Here is a 17898-nt window from a genome sequence, read left to right as displayed (position 1 = left end):
AGGCCTCCGGCCGCGAGGAACGGCGGGAGGAACAGAACCGGCTACTGCTCCAGGATTGTGGTGAATTCTCTGATGGAGTGGACTCCGGGAAATTCCTTCTCGAACAATTTCTTTTTCTCCGGGTCCATCTGGAACGACGTCTTCAAGGATTCCAGCGCGTCGAGCGTCTTGCGGAGAAGGAACAACACCTTCGCCCGGCTGTAGAACGGATCCGCCCACTTGGGCTGCAGCTCGATGCAGCGGTTGAAGGCCATCAGGGCTTTCTTCAAGTATCCGTACTCGAGGAGGGTCTCGCCGAAGTCGAACCAGGCCTCGGCGTTGGCAGGGTCGAACCGCACCGCCATCTTGTAGCTGTACAGGGCTTCCCGCCATTTGCCGAGCGTGTAGGCGACATCGGCCTTCGCGTGCCAGAGCTCGGGGTAATTCTTGCAAAGCGTGAGGGCCTTGTTATAGTCGTTGTAGGCTTTCTTGTACTGTCCGAGCGAGTCGTGGCAGCTCCCGCGGCCGAAGAACGATTCGTAATGCTTGGGATCGAATTTCACGGCCTGTGTGAAGCACTTGATCGCGTCCTTGTACAGGCCCAATTCCTCGTACGCGTTCCCGATGTTGTGCCAGGCGGGGACGTCCTTGCGGTCGATCCGCAGCGTCTCCTTGTAACAATCGACGGCGTCGTAGAGCCGGCCGAGGTTCGCGAAGGCGTTTCCCTTGTTGTACCACGCCGCGGTAAAATCCTCCTTGATCGCGAGCGCCATGTCGTAGCTTTCGATCGCCTTCGCGTATTGCATCATCCTGTTGAGGACGATGCCGCGGTTGTACCACGCGCTGTGATTGAACGGATCGAGATCGATGTGCTTGTCGTAGCACCCCAGGGCCTCGTCGAGCTTCTCGGTGCAGTCGAAACAGAATCCGAGCTCGTACCAGGCTTCCTTATGCGCCGGATTGGCGGCGAGGATGAAGCGGAACAGGCTCACGGCGTCTTCGAACCGGTCCATCCGCTCGAACGTCACGGCCTTGCTGAAGAGCGCCTCCTCGTTCGAAGGATCGAGTTCGAGCGCGCGGTCGAAACACTCGAGGGCCTCCTCGTGCCTTCCGAGATTGTCGAGGGCGAGCCCCCTGCTGATGAGCAGCTCCGTGTCGACCGGATTGAGGTTGAGCGCCCGCTCGAAGCACTCCAAGGCCTCCTGGTACTTCTGGAGATTGTTCAGGATGATCCCCTTGCGCTGCCAGGTGTCGGAGCTGAAGGGCAAATATTCGAGCAGAAGGTTGATAAAGTGGAGGGCTTCTTCGAACTTGTCGTTCTCGAAATAGAAGCTGACGATTTCTTCGAGGGCCTCGATGTTGGTGGTGCCTCCGCCTTCCCTCAGACGCTCCTTGAACTTCCTGATCTCCTCCTCGAAATTCTTCTTTTTCGAGCCGGGGGCTTCTGCGTCGTCGTCGGTATTATCAAAATCGTACGTATCCATGACCCGTCTGTGATTTGGTCCATGCCGGGTGAGCGCCGGCGCATCCATTAAAATATAAGAAAAAAATAAAGTCGAAGTCAAGTAATGATTGAGCCGCGAAGGTCTCCCGTCATTGATTTTTGTTCCAAAATCAAGTATATTTCATGCTCCATCGCCCGATGATCGCTCAGAATGTCGATACGATACGCCGCCGGATTGCCGCTGCCTGCCAGCGTGTCGGAAGAGACCCCGGGGATGTCACTCTCGTCGCCGTCACGAAGACCGTCGACTCGATCCGGGTACGCGAGGCCGTCGATGCGGGAGTCCTTGATCTGGGCGAGAATTTTGTCCAGGAGCTGTTGAAAAAGCGGCAAGACCTGCTCCCTGCGCACATCCGGTGGCATTTCATCGGTCACTTGCAATCGAACAAGGTCAAGCATATCGTAGATTGGGTCCACCTGGTCCATTCGGTTGATTCCCTGAGCCTCGGTTCGGAACTCTCCAGACGGGCTGCGACGGCGGGCAGAAGGGTGGAGGTTCTGATAGAGGTGAATTCGACGGGTGAAAGCGCGAAATTCGGCGTGCGGCCGGAGGATCTCCCCGCCCTCGCCGGACAACTCCGCCGGCTTCCGAACCTCGCCATAACGGGGCTGATGACGGTCGGACCCTTCCTCCCCGACCCTGAGTCTTCCCGCCCCGCGTTCCGGTTGATGAGATCCCTTCGCGAGCGTCTTGCGGGAGAAGGGCCTCCGCTGCCCCACCTTTCGATGGGCATGACGCATGATTTCGAGGTGGCGATCGAGGAAGGTGCGACGATGGTTCGGATCGGAACGGCAATCTTCGGCCCGCGCGCGAAGGCGGGAAATAATTGACGCGAAGCGCGTTCACAATTGAGGAGCAGTGCAGCGTATGAAGACGACTCCGTCGGAAATCAGAAACCACTCGTTCAGCAAATCGTTTCGCGGGCTGGACGCCGCGCAGGTCGGAGAATTCCTCGACCGCATCGCGTCGGAATGGGAAACGTCGGCCGCAGAGCATGCCTCTCTCGAGCAAAAGGTGGCGGAGATGGAGACTCAGATCCGCGATTTCCGGTCCCTCGAGCAGGGGTTTCAGCAGACGATCATGCAGGCCCAGGAGGCGAGCGGCAAGGCGATCGACTCTTCGAAGCGCGAAGGCCAGCTGATCATCCGCGAAGCGGAGCTGAAGGCGGCGCTGCTTGTGGAGAAAGCGCGCAACGACCTCACGATGTTGCGGGAACAGGTGACGATTCTCAGGGCGAAGAGGGACTCGATCACCTCCCGGCTCAAAATGCTTCTCAACTCTGAGCTCGAATTGATCCGCGCGCTCGAGGTGGAGGGCGAACACCAGGCGGCCCCGGAGGCCGAGGAACGGAGGGAGGTGTCGACAGAGAAACTTGAGATCGAAGAAATCATACGAAGCCTTGACAAATGAGCGGCGGCCGGGGACCGGGGAGACGGACGTGCCGATGCTGCTGAGGGAACAGATCGACGAATCGCTCGCTTTCATCCGGAAGCACACGAAGATGCGGCCGGAGATAGGGATCATCCTCGGGACCGGCCTCGGAGGGTTGGTGAAGGAAATCCGGAAGGAGATCGTCCTCGATTACGACGAGATCCCGCATTTCCCCGTCTCGACGGTCGAATCGCACCACGGGAAACTCATTTTCGGAACGCTTGGCGGCAAGAAAATCGTGGCGATGCAGGGCCGCTTCCATTACTACGAGGGCTACACGCTCCAGCAGGTGACGTTTCCGGTCCGCCTCATGTCGAAAAAGGTCGGACTCGGCGTCAAGACGCTCCTGATCTCGAACGCCGCAGGCGGCATGAATCCGGAGTTCAGGCGCGGCGACCTGATGATCATCACCGATCACATCAACCTGCAGGGGGACAACCCTCTCATCGGGCCGAACGACAACGATCTCGGGCCCCGGTTCCCCGACATGTCGGAGCCCTACAGCCGGGAGCTGATCGCGCTCGCGGATGAGGTGGCCGCCGGCCAGCATATTCCCGTCCGGCACGGCGTCTTTGTCGCGGTGCAGGGGCCGAACCTCGAGACCCGCGCGGAGTATGCGTTCCTCCGCGGAATCGGCGGAGACGCGGTCGGCATGTCGACCGTTCCGGAGGACATCGTCGCCATCCACCTGGGGATGCGGGTCCTCGGAATCTCGATCATCACCGACGAATGTTTCCCGGAGAACCTGAAGCCCGTGACGCTCGAGGAGGTCATCGCAGCGGCCAACAAGGCCGAGCCGAAGCTGACGCGAATCATCAAGGAAGTCGTCAAAAGGATATAGCATGGGTTTCGAAACTTTTTTTATGCATGTCATTCTGAGGAGCGAAGCGACGAAGAATCCCGCTGTTCCGTTGAATTCAGGTCTGAGAGCCTTCGCAGAGTTTACACTGAGCGAAGCGAATGTGCTCAGGATGACAAACTTTTTTAGAGGTTGCTAGGTCGGGGACCAAACGTTGTTTAAAGAACTCACAGATAAAATCAGCTACCCGCAACTCGAGCTCGACGTGCTGAAGATGTGGAAGGAGCGCGGGATTTTCGAGAAGAGCGTCTCTTCCCGCGAGGGGAAGCCCGGGTTTACTTTCTATGAAGGGCCCCCCACCGCCAACGGCCGTCCGGGAATCCACCACGTGATGAGCAGGACGCTGAAGGACCTCGTCTGCCGTTATAAGACCATGCGCGGGTACCAGGTCCACCGGAAAGCCGGCTGGGACACGCACGGACTCCCGGTCGAAATCGAGGTCGAAAAAGCCCTCGGGTTCAAACACAAGGACGAGATCGTCAGCTACGGCGTCGCGCGGTTCAACGAGGAGTGCAGGAAATCGGTCTGGAAGTACAAGTCGGATTGGGAACATCTCACCGAGCGGATGGGATACTGGGTCGATCTCGGCAATCCCTACATCACCTTCACCAACGAGTACATCGAGTCGGTCTGGTGGTCGCTGAAGCGGTACTTCGACGCGGGACTGATCTACAAGGGGTACAAGATCCAGCCCTACTGCCCGCGGTGCGAAACGCCCCTTTCGTCGCACGAGGTCTCGCTCGGTTACGACGACGTGAGCGATCCGAGCGTCTATGTGACCTTCCCGGTGAAGGGGGAGAGCGATTGCAGTTTTCTTGTCTGGACGACGACGCCATGGACGCTCATCTCGAACGTGGCTCTTGCGGTTCACCCCTCGGTCGACTACGTCAGGGTCGAGAACGGCGGCCGCCGGTTGATCCTCGCCGAGGCGCGGCTCGGGGCGCTCCAGGGGGAGTATTCGATCGTCGATCGCATGAAGGGGGCCTCGCTTGCGGGGATGGAATACGAGCGGCTCTTCTCCTACCATCCGGTGAAGGAGCGCGCTTTTCTTGTCGTCGAAGCGGAGTTCGTGACGACGGCGGACGGATCCGGCATCGTGCATCTTGCGCCCGCCTACGGGGAGGACGATTATCAGGTGTCGAAGAAGTACAACCTGCCGACCATCCATCCGGTGGACAAGAGCGGGAACTTCGGGCCGGAGGTGACAGAGTTTGCGGGGATGTTCGTGAAGGAAGCGGACCCGCTCATTATTCAAAACCTCAAGAAGCGCGGGCTTCTCTATAAAAAGGAAACGATCACCCACAGCTATCCGCACTGCTGGAGATGCGACACCCCGCTTCTCTACTACGCGCGCGAATCGTGGTACATCGCGACCACGAAGTACGCCGCCCGGATGGTCGAGCTGAACAAAACGATCGGGTGGCACCCGCCGGAGGTCGGAGAGGGACGCTTCGGGAACTGGCTCGAGGAAAACAAGGACTGGTCTCTCTCCCGCGACCGGTTCTGGGGGACGCCGCTTCCCGTCTGGATCTGCTCCCTCTGTTCCTCGAAGAAATGCGTCGGCAGCATCGCCGAATTGCGGGAGGGTCACGGCGTCAGGGAACCGCTCGATCTGCACAAACCGTTCGTCGACGAGATCACGTTCACCTGCTCCTGCGGCGGGGAGATGAGGCGGACCCCGGAGCTCATCGACGTCTGGTTCGATTCCGGATCGATGCCCTTCGCGCAGTGGCATTACCCCTTCGAGAACGAGGAGATTTTCCGGTCGCGCCATCCGGCCGACTACATCTGCGAGGGGATCGACCAGACGCGCGGGTGGTTCTACTCGCTCCATTCGATCAGCACGTTCCTGTTCGACGCGCCCGCGTCGAAAAACATCCTCGTGAACGAGCTCGTGCTCGACAGCAAGGGGCAAAAGATGTCGAAGTCGAAGGGAAATACGGTCGATCCCTTCGGGATCCTCGACCGGTACGGGGCCGATGCGGCCCGCTGGTACATCGTGGCCACCAGCCCCCCGTGGAGGCCGACGCTTTTCGACGAGGAGGGCCTGGCCGAGGTGCAGCGGAAGTTTTTCGGGACGCTCCTCAACACGTATGCGTTTTTCTCCCTCTATGCGAATATCGACAAGTTCGATTCTTCGGCGGCCCCGGTTCCGCCGGGCGAACGGCCGGAGATCGACAGGTGGATTCTCTCCCTGCTCCATTCGCTGGTCAAAAAATACCGGTCCGACATGGACGCCTACGAGGTCACCCGGGCCGCCCGCGCTGTGACCGATTTCACAATCGACCAGCTTTCCAACTGGTATGTTAGGAGGAACCGCCGCCGTTTCTGGAAGAGCGAGATGGGGCCGGATAAGATCGCGGCGTACCAGACGCTCTCCGAATGCCTGATCACGGTCACGAAGCTGATGGCGCCGGTCGCGCCCTTCATCGCCGACGAGATCTACGGGAACCTGAATTCGTTCTTGAACAGGGAGGCGGCGGAGTCGGTCCATCTCGCCACCATCCCGGAACCCGACGAGAAGGCGATCGATGCCGGCCTGGAATCGAGGATCGCGAAAGCGCAGACGATCGTTTCGCTCGTCCGCGCGATCCGGAACAAGTCCAACCTCAAGGTCCGGCAGCCGTTGAAGCGGGTCATCCTCCCGATCGCGAACGAGCAGGACCGCGAGGCGGTTTCGCGGGTCGAGGGGATGATCCTCGAGGAGATCAACGTGAAGGAGATCGAGTACGTGAGCGACGACTCGGCGATCGTGCACAAGTCCGCGAAGCCGAATTTCCGGGTCCTCGGCCCGAAGTACGGAAAGAGCGTCCAGGAAGTCGCCGGCGCGATCAGGAAACTCGGGTCGGACCAGATCAGGGAAATGGAATCGAGCGGATCGTTGACCATCCCGCTGAACGGCGGCACGGCGACGATCACCGCCGAGGACGTGGAGATCCTTCGCGAGGAGCTCAAGGGCTGGATTGTGGAATCGCACGACAATGTCACCGTGGCGCTCGACACCGAGTTGACCGAGGAGCTCATCGACGAGGGGGTCGCCCGCGAGTTCGTCAACCGCGTTCAGAACATGCGCAAGGATTCGGGGTTCGAGGTCACCGACAGGATCAGGATTTCGTACCGGGGCGAAGAAAGGCTCAGGCGGGCCCTGAGCGCCCTCGGGGCGTACGTCAAAAGCGAGACGCTCGCGGTGGACCTTCTTGAAGCGCCGCCGGCCGCCGCCGGCCTGACGGAGTCCGAACTCAACGGGGTCCCCTGTTCAATCGGCATCGAGAAAGTTGTTGATCATCACGACGCATAGTGCGCAAAAGGAACCGTTCCAAAGCGCATTCTTGTTCACTGAAGGAAGGAACCAAATCAGCATGGCAAAGACGAAGAAATCACCGGCAGTCGCCGACAAGACACTGGAACTTCTAAAAGCGAAGTCCAAGGCGAGGAAGCAGCAAGCGCGCACCGCGAAGCCCGTTCCAAAGGCGAAGATGGCGAAGCCGGAAGCTCCCAAAGCGCCGATCCGCAAAGCCGCGTACGGCAAGCAGGACCTCGACTATTTCAAGAAGATCATCCTTGAAAAGAAGAAGGAGATCCTCGAGGAGCTCGAAACCCTGCGCGACACGATGATGGATTCGACCACAGGCGAGTATGCGAGCGAAAACTCCACCTATTCCACCCACATGGAGCAGGGGACGGACGCGATGGAGCGGGAAAAGACCTTTTTGTTCGCCTCCCGCGAGGGCAAGTTTTTAAACCATCTCGAAGACGCCCTCTCGCGGATCGAACGGGGGGAGTACGGCCCGTGCACGGTCTGCGGAAAGCTGATCGAGAAGGAGCGGCTCGAGGCGGTCCCGCACGCGCAGCAGTGCCTCCAGTGCAAATTGCGTCTCGCGAAATAACACTCACCTTGCCCAGGCCCCATCCGTGCGAATATTGAACGTCAGCCTGTTTATCGTCCTCTCGGACCAGCTCACCAAGCTCATGGTGAAAGGGACCAACATCCCGGCCCTCGGCATTCACTTCCCGGGGCTCCAGCTCGGGACGAGCCGGCCGATCATCGGCGATTTTCTCCGCCTGACCTATATCGAGAACCCGGGCATGGCGTTCGGAATCGACATCGGCGGGAAACTGTTTTTTTCGCTCTTCTCGATCGCGGCCAGCGTCGGGATCCTCCTCTATCTGTACCGCGCCCGCAACGAGAACCTGGCGTTCCGGATTGCGCTCGCGATGATCCTCGGCGGCGCGATCGGCAATCTCATCGACCGGGTCTTCTACGACTATCTGTTCAACGACGGGCAACTGTTCCACGGCAGGGTGGTCGATTTCATCGACGCGGATTTCTTCAACATCAATATTCTCGGCTTCAGGCTCTCCCGGTGGCCCGTCTTCAATATCGCCGACGCCTCGGTCACCTGCGGAGTTGTCCTGATGCTCTTTTCCCACAGGAAAGCGTACCTCGGCGGGGCGGGGGCGGCGGCGCAGACCGGCCCTCTGCCGGGTGAAACATCTTCCACCGGAGTTCTGCCGGCCGGTGTCGCGGCTCCCGATCCTTCCCAGTCGTCGGGCAGCGGCACATCCCCTCAATCGTAAGGAACGGGTTGTTGCGCGAGTTTGAAATCGTGGTCCCTCCCGGAAAGGTCAGGGAGCGGCTCGATGTCTATCTCACGCATCATGTGGAGAACGCGACCCGCTCCAAAGTCCAGCAGGCCGTCAAAGACGGGCATGTCCTGGTGAACGGGAAGCCGGCCAGGTCGAGCTACAAAATCTCTCCCGGGGATATCATCGGCGTCGCCCTTCCGGGTCCCGCGCCTCCGGACGTGGTTGCAGAGGATATTCCCCTCGAAATCTGCTTCGAAGACGACGATCTCCTCGTGGTGAACAAGCCGGCGGGGATGGTGACGCACCCCGCCTACGCCAACTACACCGGAACGCTCGTCAACGCCCTCCTCTACCATTGCCGGGACCGCCTCTCGACGCTGAACGATCCGGTCCGGCCCGGGATCGTGCACCGGCTCGACAAGGATACATCCGGGCTCCTCGTCGTCGCAAAAAACGACCGCGCGCACGCCCGCCTTGCGCTCCAATTCTCAAAACACTCCATTCACCGCGAGTACTGGGCCCTCGTCTGGGGCCGGTTTCCGCGCACGCTCCGGACCGGGATCATCGAGGCCGCGCTGGCGCGGAGCAAGTCCGATCGAAAAAAAGTGGCGGTGAACGCGGCGGGGAAAGCGGCCGTCACCGAGTACGAGGTGATCGAGGAGTTCGACTATTGCTCGCTGGTTCGCCTGAAACTGCGGACCGGCAGGACGCATCAGATCCGCGTCCATCTTCACCACATCGGGCATCCCGTGTTCGGAGATCCGACCTACGGGGGGAGGCGGATCGCCGCCGGCAAGACAGGCAAAAAACTGAAGGAGGAGATTCAGCACCTCCTGAAGATCATGAACCGGCAGGCGCTCCACGCCAAGACGCTCGGATTTATCCATCCGGCCACGAACAAAACGCTGAAATTTGAATCGGAACTGCCGCAGGATATGAAAGAGGTGCTTGAGGTTCTCAGAGGGAAGGAGGGGAGGTCTGAACTCTAACGGGAGCGGGCGCGGGTACGCCGCTCATTTTCTGAACCGTTCAAACATCACCGAAACCCCGACCGCGAGGACGACGCCGATAAAAAAGAGGAGGACTGGTATTGTCTTGCTGAGCATTTCTTCCGGCATAAAGACGACCCGATCGAGCGACGACTCCGAATGACTGACGAAACTGGTTTTTCCCCGCTTCCTCCTCCCTCAGGATGACAGGCACTTCCGGAAGATACTCGATCGGATCTGAAAACACAATAGCCCGGGCGTCCGCCTGTGACGGGCGCAACACGTTTTGAGCGGCGCTCATTCGACGGGCGCGAAGCGGGGTTCTATGTCGACCGGGATATCGGTCGACCTGTCGAGAATCGCTTGCATTTCAGGCCTGATGACGCCATAGGTGCCGAGCAGTTCCCTGGCCTTTTTGTAGCTCCCTTCCGCCTGGATCGTCATGATCAGGCCGGTGAGCTTTTCCACCCCTGCCCTGATCTTCTCGAAATCCACGCTGTAGGTCTTTGTCGCCGGGTCGTACGCAAATCCCCCTTCGTCGGTCAGGTAATTGAACTGTAGCGCGGTTCCCAGGCCGTGCGCTTCGTTCGTTCCGAACCGAACCGAGCGAAAAATGCTCGCGAGGTAGGTGACATACATCTGCCGCTCGAGGCTCTTCTCGAGGATGTTATTGTCGATGAGAAACTGGAGCGCAAAGAGGCCTGAAACGTCCGCTTTCGCCTCTTCGAGCGCGGACCCGAGCTCCTTCATCTCCTGCCGGACCGTGGTCTGCGCGCCGTCGACTGTGATCGTGTGCGGCCCGAGTCCGTGCATCAGCTCGTGGGCGAGGATGTGCGTGAAAAAGGGCTCAAAGGAGACGAGCGGGCCCTGTTTCGAGTCGATCGCGGAAAAGGCGATCGGTATGAGAACCTGGCTGAACTTCGCTTCCTGAACATTCTTGAGCAGGACGCGCTTGCTTCCCTTTTCCTTCACCACGCGCTCGTCATTCGGCAGGTTGAACGCGGCGGTTTGCACTCCCGCCTTTGCCTCGCCGCCGGTCGCAATCTCATCGACGACCCGTATCGGGGAAAGAGCGCCCAGGCTGGGATTCCGGTATCGCCTGTCGATGGGGAGGTGGTCCTCGATCTCCTGGAGATAGGAGGAGAACTTGACCAGTTTCGCGCTCTCCTCATCGTCGCGGATCGTAATGAATGCCTCGAACGCGGCCTTGTAATTGTACAGCTCGTCCATATACGTTTCGTAGGGCCCGATCGTCGGCTCGATCGGGCTATCGAGGTCCATCCAGGCGACGTCGCTCTGGTAGTAATCGTTGGTGAGGAAGGCGTTGGCGCGAAGGACGAGGTAGTTCCTGAGGCTCGCATTCTCGGTCAGGACGGCGGCGTCCCTGAGGAGCTGCGCAGCCGGCTCAAGAAACTCCCGGTACTCCTCGCTGTAGGGCCTTGGAAACAGCCTGCCGCGTTCGTCGCGGCGGATCGTCGTGAAAAAACCGGTTGCCCGCGATTGGGCCTCTTCGGAGAGAGGTCTCTGCCAGGAGTCGAACTCCTCTTTGGTCATCTCCTCCGGATAGAAATTGGCTCCCGGGGGTTTCACCGCCGGAACGTCTTCGACGAAGGGCGCGTCATGGTCCAGTTTCGACCAGGGACCCATGTTGATCCTGAAATAGTGGAGCCGCTCGATCCCCTCCGGAGAATCGTCGGCCTGAAGCCGGCGGAGAACGCTTTCGTTCCCGCTCCAGACCTGGCGGATGTAGATCGAGTCCATGAGCGAGGCCGCCTGGACGAGCTTGGAAAGCGCCTTCCGGTCGTTTGCCGAAAGCCCCGAAAGATTGCTCGAGATATCGGCCGGTACGAAGCGCTTGATCTGCGCCGCGAGCGTGGGTGGGGCCGGTCCTTTCCGGGCGCTGCAGGGGATGCTGAGTGAGAGGAGGCAAATCAAAATTCGGAATACCGGGTGCTTCAACATGTCGATCCTTTCGTCCAATGTGCCGGGTCTTTATTCAAACTGCTTCCTGAACTCCTGGAACTGCCGTTGGAGATCGTCGAGAAGCCGGTGAACCGTCTTCAGCTCTTCCTCGATCGCCGCGATCCGCGCATTTTCCGCCTGGACCTGGATCACCGCTCTTTCCGGATGCAGGGCGGGATGCGGGGCGGGATGAGTGGAATCCTTGGGAACCTCCGCAGGCACATCGCCTCCGAGGAGGTGAATGTATCGCACCTCTTTCTGGCCCGGCTGCCGCGGGAGCATCCGGGCGAGCGCGGGCCGGGTCTCGTTCTTCATCAACCCCTCAAGAGTCGCCTGAACTTCAGGAAGGCCGGCGAAGGGGTGCATTGGGCCCGCACGGGTCCGAAGTTCTCCAACGGTTTGAGGCCCGCGCAGCATCAGGAGCCCCATCACGGCCGTCTCGGCCGGGTTGAGTCCGTACGCCTCGATGATTTTGTGCCGGTACTTCGGAACGCGCATCCCCGCGCCCGTCACCGTGCTCACGAGCTTTTTCTCCCTGAGGCTCTCCAGGGCCCGGACAACCGTGGTATCGTCGTACGAGACGACAGGGTCCCGGTTATTCTTCTGGCAGCATGCGTTCGTGAGGGCGTTCAGGGTGAGGGGGTAGTACTCCGGCGTGGTGCTCTCTTTTTCGATCAGGGACCCGAGGATTCTCACCTCGATGTGGTTCAAATCCCCGGGTACCGGCTCCGCCGGTTCAGGTTTGCGGATCTGTTCGTCCAAGCTCGCTTTGCTCCGAAAAGGTGTGAATAATTATACGGAAAGGCGACGCGGGACGCAACTACCGATGGCTCGGGTTTGGTCGTTACGCGACCTGAAGGTCGCGGCTACCGATGCCTCGGGTTTGGTAGGCGCAGGCTTTAGCCTGCGTTCGTTCGGTTCGGCCTTTGAAATTGGGGCACCCCCCGGACGTTACTTTCCGGGCGTGTACTTGATAATTTCCGCGCGTTCGATGGTCATCATGCTGCCGCATCCGACCTTCTCGAAGAGCTCGTCGACGACCGGCAGAAAGTCCCTGATCTTCTCATCCGCGTCGACGATTTCGACCACGATCGGAAGGTCTTCCGAGAGCCTCAGGACTTTTGCGGAATGCAACACGCGGCTGTCCGCGCCGAACCCCTGGACCCCCCGCAGCACCGTGGCGCCCGCCAACCCGAGCTCGCGCGCCTTGAGCACCAGAACCTCATACAATGGGGTGTGCTGGTATTTATCCTTCTCGCCGAGGAAAATTCTCAGAAGTTTTCCTTCTCCGCTCAACTTCATCGTCCGTCTCCTTTGTCTTAGAACATTCTTCCAAGCACTGTCCCCGCATAGGTCGCGGCGAGACAGGTCACGAGCGTCGCGGAGACATTCACCGCTGCGTAAAAGTACTCCGCGCTCCGCATTAACTCCACGGTCTCATAGCTGAACGTCGAAAACGTCGTGAACCCGCCGAGGATTCCAACGGTCAGGAAGATCCGGAGGGAGGGGTTGCCCATGAATCGTTCTTCGAGGCTCGTCATCAGTAGCCCGATTAAAAGACAGCCAAGCGCATTGACCGCGAAGGTTCCGTACGGAAGCCCGCTCCCGCTCCAGCGCTGGACGGCTCCGTCCATCCAATAGCGGGATGCGGCGCCGACCCCTCCTCCGGCGAAGACAAGTACGATATTCAACACACGATGATCCTTTCGTCTGATCGCACAGAAACGAAACGACTCCTACGCCGCAGGCCGCTGCCTGTGAGTAGGAGTCATCAATCCCGCGACGGGGGATAGTTAAGGGCGAACTCCATCGCCGCCTGGAATATACGAAATGATGAGAGTCAATCAAACACCCACGCCTGTAATGCCGCATTTTCATCTTCTCTCGTCATCCCGACATGTTTTAGGTCGGGATCTCAATAAAAGAGTTGAAAGATGCTGACCAGGAGCATGTCAGCATGACGAGGTGGAGAGAGACGTTCGGCCAAATTGAGACACCACCCCCACGCCATGTAGTACTGTCTGAGATCTGTTGCCTTCTCGGATCGCGACCTGAAGGTCGCGCCTACCGATGCCTCGGGTTTGGTCGTTACGCGACCTGAAGGTCGCGCCTACCGATGCCTTGAGTTTGGTAGGCGCAGGCTTTAGCCTGCGTTTGTTCGATTCGGCGGCTAGGATTCAGGCGGCACCGCCAATTCTGTTACGGCACCGGACACGATCCGGTGAGGACCTGCCAGAGAAACGAGAAGATAATGATCAGAACGAAGCCAAGGAGAATCCGACGGAGCGCGCTCAACGCATCCTCTCCATCATCTGGTTCATGATTTCGCGGTGGGGGAGTGGCGACCAGCCATGCCCCTCGCCCGGGCCGTAGCGGATCCAACCCCCGTAGGGAGGGTCTGCCTTAGTGAGAAATTCATCCAGAAGATGAACCGCATTGTTGAGGAAGTAATTATCGGCGTCTCCCACCCAGATATGGAGCTTCCCTTTGAGTTTGGGCGCCAGCGTCTGCCAGTGATCCTGAAGCACAAGCCGGAGATCGTACTTCTTCCAGGAATTCCGGAGGGTCGTATCGATCGTACCTGTCTTCGGGTCCCAGAGCGGCGCGGGTGTTCCTGCCCTGCTCCGGGGGCTGTAGACGGCGTTCCACGAACCCCACTGTCCGCCAGACATGGTGTAGCTGTCGCCGGCACCCATCACATTTTCCATCCGCACTTCGTGCCTCATCGTCCAGAGAACCTCCCCGAGGGTGCTGCGCGCCGCCGGACGCTCGAACCCGGCTTTGTTGACGAAGGCGTTCGTATCTCCGTAGATGTCGATGAGCTGGTAGGCGCGAAAATCGACCGGGTCCGGAAACCCGGACCAGGTCCCGTTGAACGAATCCGGATAGAAGACCTGCAGCGCGAGCGAGACCCATCCCCCCGTCGATCCGCCGCTAAGGAACCGGGCGGAGGGCCGGCCGACGGCCCTGTACTTTCCTTCGATGTACGGAATCAACTCGCTGACGACCGCATCCCCGTATGGACCGTTGTTTTCCGAGTTCACCTGATAGCAGTCGCCCAGCGGACCGTCCCCGTCGAGCTGAAGGAAGATCATCCGCGGGGTGCTGTCCGAAAGCCACATTCTCTTAAAGTTCGTTCCCTCTTCCATCAGTCTGCCGGCGGTGTTGTAGGAATCGCCAAAACCTCCGATGTTCACCTCGACCGGATACTTTGCGGCCGTGTTGCGGCCGAAATCCCGGGGCAGTATGATCCCGGCGCGCAGGAAGATCGGCCTGCCGTGGAAGGCGCTCAACAGTTTTGACTGGAACTTCACATACTTCACGAGAGCGCTTTCTTCAGGGAGGCGCTCGGGCGGGATCTTCCCGGTGAGCACCAGCGGAACGGAACCGTTCCGCAACGGATCAAGGTGCAGTTTCTCGACCTTGCTGTAGAGATTGCCCGGAGCGTTCACCGACCTGAGTTCGAAGTTGTCATCGAACAGCGCCTGCACGAAATAGTCCCCCGTGGGGAGATCGGACAAGCGCTCGAGGGGAAAGAGGGCGGAATTCCGGTTGAGGACTCCGGGCACGCCGGAGGTGAAGTTCGCAAGATCCGTCGCAAGCACCAGGGGCGCGTCGATGTCTGTCGATCCGATGGTCGTTCTCGGTTCGGGATCGGCGGTGCGGGAGATGACCACGAAGAGACGGCCTCGTTGCGGAGCGGGAAGGATCCCGCGGGCGGAAGTCACGGTGAATTGCAAACCCGGTTCCTGGCTGAGGAGGCGGGACGCCGTGACGAGCAACCAGAGAAGTGTGGTGAGCGGCGATCGCCCCGCCCGGAGGGCGCGAAGGGACGAACGGATCACAATCGTTCCAGATTCTGTTCGAGTTTTGCGAGGTTCGCCTCGAAGTGCCCGAGCTTCTCGCGCTCCTTCGCCACGACTTCAGTCGGGGCCTTCCCGGCGAAGTTCGGATTGGAGAGCTTGTTCGTGATCGTGTCGATCATCCGCCGTGTGTGGGAGATCTCCTTCTCGAGACGGCCCCGCTCGGCCTCGAGATCGATGATCCCTTCAAGGGGTATGAAGATCTCGCCCCCTTCGACAACGGCGCTGGCCGCGTGGGCGGGCTTCTCTCCGTTTTTCAACTGCCGGATGTTGGTGACGCGCGCGAGGCGCTTGAAATACCCCTGATACTTCTCGAGGATCTTCTCGCGCGACTTCACCGGAAAATGGATGAAGAGCTCGATCTCCTTCGAAGGCGGTACGGCAAGTTCTCCGCGGATGTTCCGGACGCTGTTGACGGCGCTCTGAACAAACGCCATTTCGCTTTCGGTTTCGGTGTCGATCCAGCGCGAATCTTTCGCAGGGAATGGGGCGATCATGATGGACGCGCCCTGCGCCCGTGTCTCCAGATTCTGCCAGAGTTCCTCCGTCACGAACGGCATGAACGGATGCACCATCCGGAGCGCGTGTTCAAAGACCCCGATGGCCCGTGCAAGAACCACCTGCTTGACCTCCGCGGGCTCGTCGCCGTAGAGACGCCCTTTGATCATTTCGACGTACCAGTCGCAGAAATCGTGCCACACGAAATCATAGAGGAGCTTCGTCGCCTGATTGATGTCGAATTGCTCCAGCGATGTTTCGAGCTCGCCCGCGGTGGAATGAAGCCGGGAGAGCATCCAGCGGTCGGCAAGGTCGAGGAACTCTTCGGGGATCCCGCCCGCGGGATTCGCGCGGGTCGATGCGCCGATCTGTTCCCTGTTCATGAGGAGGAATCTTCCCGCATTCCAGATCTTGTTCGCGAAGTTCCTGCCGAGCTCGCATTTCTCGTTGGAGTAGAGGACGTCCTGACCGAGGGGAGCGAGATAGACGATCGTAAAGCGGAGGGCGTCGGCGCCGTACTGAGCGATGACGTCGAGCGGATCGGGCGAGTTGCCGAGCGACTTGCTCATCTTTCGGCCCCGCATGTCGCGTATGATGCTCGTGAAGTAGACGTCCCTGAACGGGACGATTTCACCGGCTCCCCGGCGCGCGGATCCGTCGGGGAGGGGGACCTCCTCCATCACCTCCAGGCCCGCCATGATCATGCGCGCCACCCAGAAGAAAATAATGTCCGGACCCGTTACAAGCGTGTCGGTCGGATAAAAATAGCGGAGGTCTTCGGTCCTGGCGGGCCACCCGAGCGTCGAGAAGGGCCAGAGCCAGGAGGAAAACCATGTGTCGAGCACGTCCTCGTCCTGCCGGAAATTGGACGACCCGCAATGAGGGCAGCGCTCCGGCTTCGTGGCCGAGACGACGGGCTCTCTGCATTCGAGCTTGCACGCATCGTCGCCGACGCAATACCAGACCGGGATGCGGTGGCCCCACCAGAGCTGCCGTGAAATGCACCAGTCGCGGATATTGGCCATCCAGAATTCGTACGTCTTCACCCAGTGCGCGGGGTGAAACCTGATGGTCCCGTCCAGCACGGCCTTGAGCGCCGGCTCCGCGAGGGGTTTCATCCTGACGAACCACTGTTCCGAAAGGTAGGGCTCTATGATCGTCTGGCACCGGTAGCACCTTCCGATCGTCTGAACGTGATCGTCGGTCTTCACGAGATAGCCCCCCGCGGTCAGGTCCTCGACGATCGCCTTGCGGGCGTCGAACCGGTCCATGCCCCGGTAGCGCTCCGGCGCCGCCTCGTTGATTGCGGCCGATTCGGTGAGGATGTTGATGAACGCGAGATTGTGGCGCTGGGCGACCTCGTAATCGTTCGGATCGTGGGCCGGAGTCATCTTCACCATCCCGGTGCCGAATTTCGGATCGACGTACTTATCGGCGATGATCGGCAGCTCGCGGCCGACGAGCGGAAGGATTGCGGTTTTCCCGATCAGGCCGCGGTACCGGGGGTCCTCCGGATGGACGGCGACCGCGGTGTCCCCGAGAATCGTTTCGGGGCGTGTCGTGGCGACGACCGCGTACTCTCCCGGCGATCCCTTCGCCGCGCCCTTCACCGGATACCGGATGAAGTAGAGCTTCCCCTGATGCTCGGAACGCTCCACCTCGTCGTCGCTGATCGCCGTGTGGTCCTTCGGGCACCAGTTCACGATATATTTTCCCCGGTAGATGAGTCCCTTCCGGTGCAACCGGATGAACATCTCGTCGACCGCGGCGGAAAGCCCCTCATCCATCGTGAAACGTTCGCGTTCCCAATCGCACGACGTGCCGAGCTTGCGCAACTGGCGGATGATCGTGCCGCCGTACTCGTGTTTCCAAGCCCAGACCCGGCGGAGGAATTCCTCCCTCCCGAGTTCGTGCCGGTTTTTTCCCTCCTTGCTCAGGGCCTTTTCGACGACGTTCTGTGTCGCGATGCCCGCATGGTCGGTGCCCGGCATCCAGAGCGTTTCGTACCCCCTCATGCGCTTCCACCGGATGAAGACATCCTGGATCGTATTGTTGAGCACGTGTCCCATCGTGAGGATCCCGGTGATATTGGGCGGGGGGATCACGATGGTATAGGGAGTCCGTGCCGGGTTCACCGTCGCATGAAAATAGCCGTTCGTTTCCCAGAACCGGTACCACCGGTCTTCCACATCCTGGGGGCTAAAGGCCTTGGATAATTCGGTCAT

The 17898-nt window shown here is 59.9% G+C and carries 14 protein-coding genes and 1 riboswitch; of the genes, 7 read left to right on the top strand and 7 right to left on the bottom strand.

Features of this window, described 5'->3' with window-relative positions; genetic code table 11:
• Nucleotides 1-41: 41 nt before the first annotated feature.
• Entirely contained in the window at nt 42-1463 is a 1422-nt protein-coding gene (locus VI215_03205) for a tetratricopeptide repeat protein (protein ID HEY6191314.1), read from the bottom strand.
• Between the two features lie 143 nt (nt 1464-1606).
• Between VI215_03205 and VI215_03200 the strand changes: the two genes are divergently transcribed.
• The 7 genes from VI215_03200 to VI215_03170 all read left to right on the top strand — a co-directional run bounded on the left by VI215_03200 (nt 1607) and on the right by VI215_03170 (nt 9350).
• A complete protein-coding gene (locus VI215_03200; protein HEY6191313.1) occupies nt 1607-2314 on the top strand; it encodes a YggS family pyridoxal phosphate-dependent enzyme in 708 nt (235 codons plus the stop codon).
• Nucleotides 2315-2351: 37 nt separating this feature from the next.
• Nucleotides 2352-2894 (top strand): DivIVA domain-containing protein, encoded by a 543-nt coding sequence (locus tag VI215_03195; GenBank protein ID HEY6191312.1) that lies wholly within the window; start codon nt 2352-2354, stop codon nt 2892-2894.
• A 34-nt stretch (nt 2895-2928) separates the two neighbouring features.
• Entirely contained in the window at nt 2929-3756 is an 828-nt protein-coding gene (locus tag VI215_03190) for a purine-nucleoside phosphorylase (GenBank protein HEY6191311.1), read from the top strand.
• 172 nt (nt 3757-3928) lie between these two features.
• Complete coding sequence (ileS, locus tag VI215_03185) at nt 3929-7072, top strand: isoleucine--tRNA ligase (GenBank protein HEY6191310.1); 3144 nt, start codon at nt 3929-3931, stop codon at nt 7070-7072.
• A gap of 61 nt (nt 7073-7133) precedes the next feature.
• The gene (locus VI215_03180) at nt 7134-7661 is read left to right on the top strand and encodes a TraR/DksA C4-type zinc finger protein (GenBank protein HEY6191309.1); all 528 of its coding nucleotides are present in this window, start codon (nt 7134-7136) and stop codon (nt 7659-7661) included.
• Between the two features lie 25 nt (nt 7662-7686).
• On the top strand, nt 7687-8352 hold the full coding sequence (gene lspA, locus VI215_03175; protein ID HEY6191308.1) for a signal peptidase II: 666 nt from the start codon (nt 7687-7689) through the stop codon (nt 8350-8352).
• 11 nt (nt 8353-8363) lie between these two features.
• On the top strand, nt 8364-9350 hold the full coding sequence (locus VI215_03170; protein ID HEY6191307.1) for an RluA family pseudouridine synthase: 987 nt from the start codon (nt 8364-8366) through the stop codon (nt 9348-9350).
• Nucleotides 9351-9647: 297 nt separating this feature from the next.
• Here the strand turns inward: VI215_03170 and VI215_03165 are convergent, their stop codons facing one another.
• The 6 genes from VI215_03165 to VI215_03140 form a co-directional block, all read right to left on the bottom strand.
• Nucleotides 9648-11285, bottom strand: coding sequence for a hypothetical protein (locus VI215_03165; protein HEY6191306.1), 1638 nt, complete (start codon nt 11283-11285; stop codon nt 9648-9650).
• A 57-nt stretch (nt 11286-11342) separates the two neighbouring features.
• Complete coding sequence (locus VI215_03160) at nt 11343-12074, bottom strand: YceH family protein (protein ID HEY6191305.1); 732 nt, start codon at nt 12072-12074, stop codon at nt 11343-11345.
• 189 nt (nt 12075-12263) lie between these two features.
• Nucleotides 12264-12614, bottom strand: coding sequence for a DUF190 domain-containing protein (locus tag VI215_03155; GenBank protein ID HEY6191304.1), 351 nt, complete (start codon nt 12612-12614; stop codon nt 12264-12266).
• A gap of 17 nt (nt 12615-12631) precedes the next feature.
• Nucleotides 12632-13003, bottom strand: coding sequence for a fluoride efflux transporter CrcB (gene crcB, locus VI215_03150; GenBank protein HEY6191303.1), 372 nt, complete (start codon nt 13001-13003; stop codon nt 12632-12634).
• Nucleotides 13004-13067: 64 nt separating this feature from the next.
• Nucleotides 13068-13135, bottom strand: a riboswitch (Fluoride riboswitch).
• A 468-nt stretch (nt 13136-13603) separates the two neighbouring features.
• Nucleotides 13604-15157 carry an alpha/beta hydrolase-fold protein gene (locus VI215_03145; GenBank protein ID HEY6191302.1) on the bottom strand — a complete coding sequence of 518 codons (1554 nt, stop codon included), beginning with the start codon at nt 15155-15157 and terminating at the stop codon, nt 13604-13606.
• Complete coding sequence (locus tag VI215_03140) at nt 15154-17898, bottom strand: valine--tRNA ligase (protein HEY6191301.1); 2745 nt, start codon at nt 17896-17898, stop codon at nt 15154-15156. The genes VI215_03145 and VI215_03140 overlap by 4 nt, the downstream gene beginning before the upstream one ends.

The sequence above is a fragment of the Bacteroidota bacterium genome (assembly GCA_036522515.1).
Taxonomy (GTDB): Bacteria; Bacteroidota; Ignavibacteria; order UBA10030; family SZUA-254; genus VBOC01.
This window is presented reverse-complemented; position numbering and strand designations above follow the sequence as displayed.

Bases quoted from the DNA above. Each gene is read 5' to 3' on its own strand.
- VI215_03205 (HEY6191314.1), bottom strand. From the start codon at position 1,463: ATGGATACGTACGATTTTGATAATACCGACGACGACGCAGAAGCCCCC.
- VI215_03200 (HEY6191313.1), top strand. From the start codon at position 1,607: ATGCTCCATCGCCCGATGATCGCTCAGAATGTCGATACGATACGCCGC.
- VI215_03195 (HEY6191312.1), top strand. From the start codon at position 2,352: ATGAAGACGACTCCGTCGGAAATCAGAAACCACTCGTTCAGCAAATCG.
- VI215_03190 (HEY6191311.1), top strand. From the start codon at position 2,929: ATGCTGCTGAGGGAACAGATCGACGAATCGCTCGCTTTCATCCGGAAG.
- VI215_03180 (HEY6191309.1), top strand. From the start codon at position 7,134: ATGGCAAAGACGAAGAAATCACCGGCAGTCGCCGACAAGACACTGGAA.
- VI215_03155 (HEY6191304.1), bottom strand. From the start codon at position 12,614: ATGAAGTTGAGCGGAGAAGGAAAACTTCTGAGAATTTTCCTCGGCGAG.
- VI215_03140 (HEY6191301.1), bottom strand. From the start codon at position 17,898: ATGACCGAATTATCCAAGGCCTTTAGCCCCCAGGATGTGGAAGACCGG.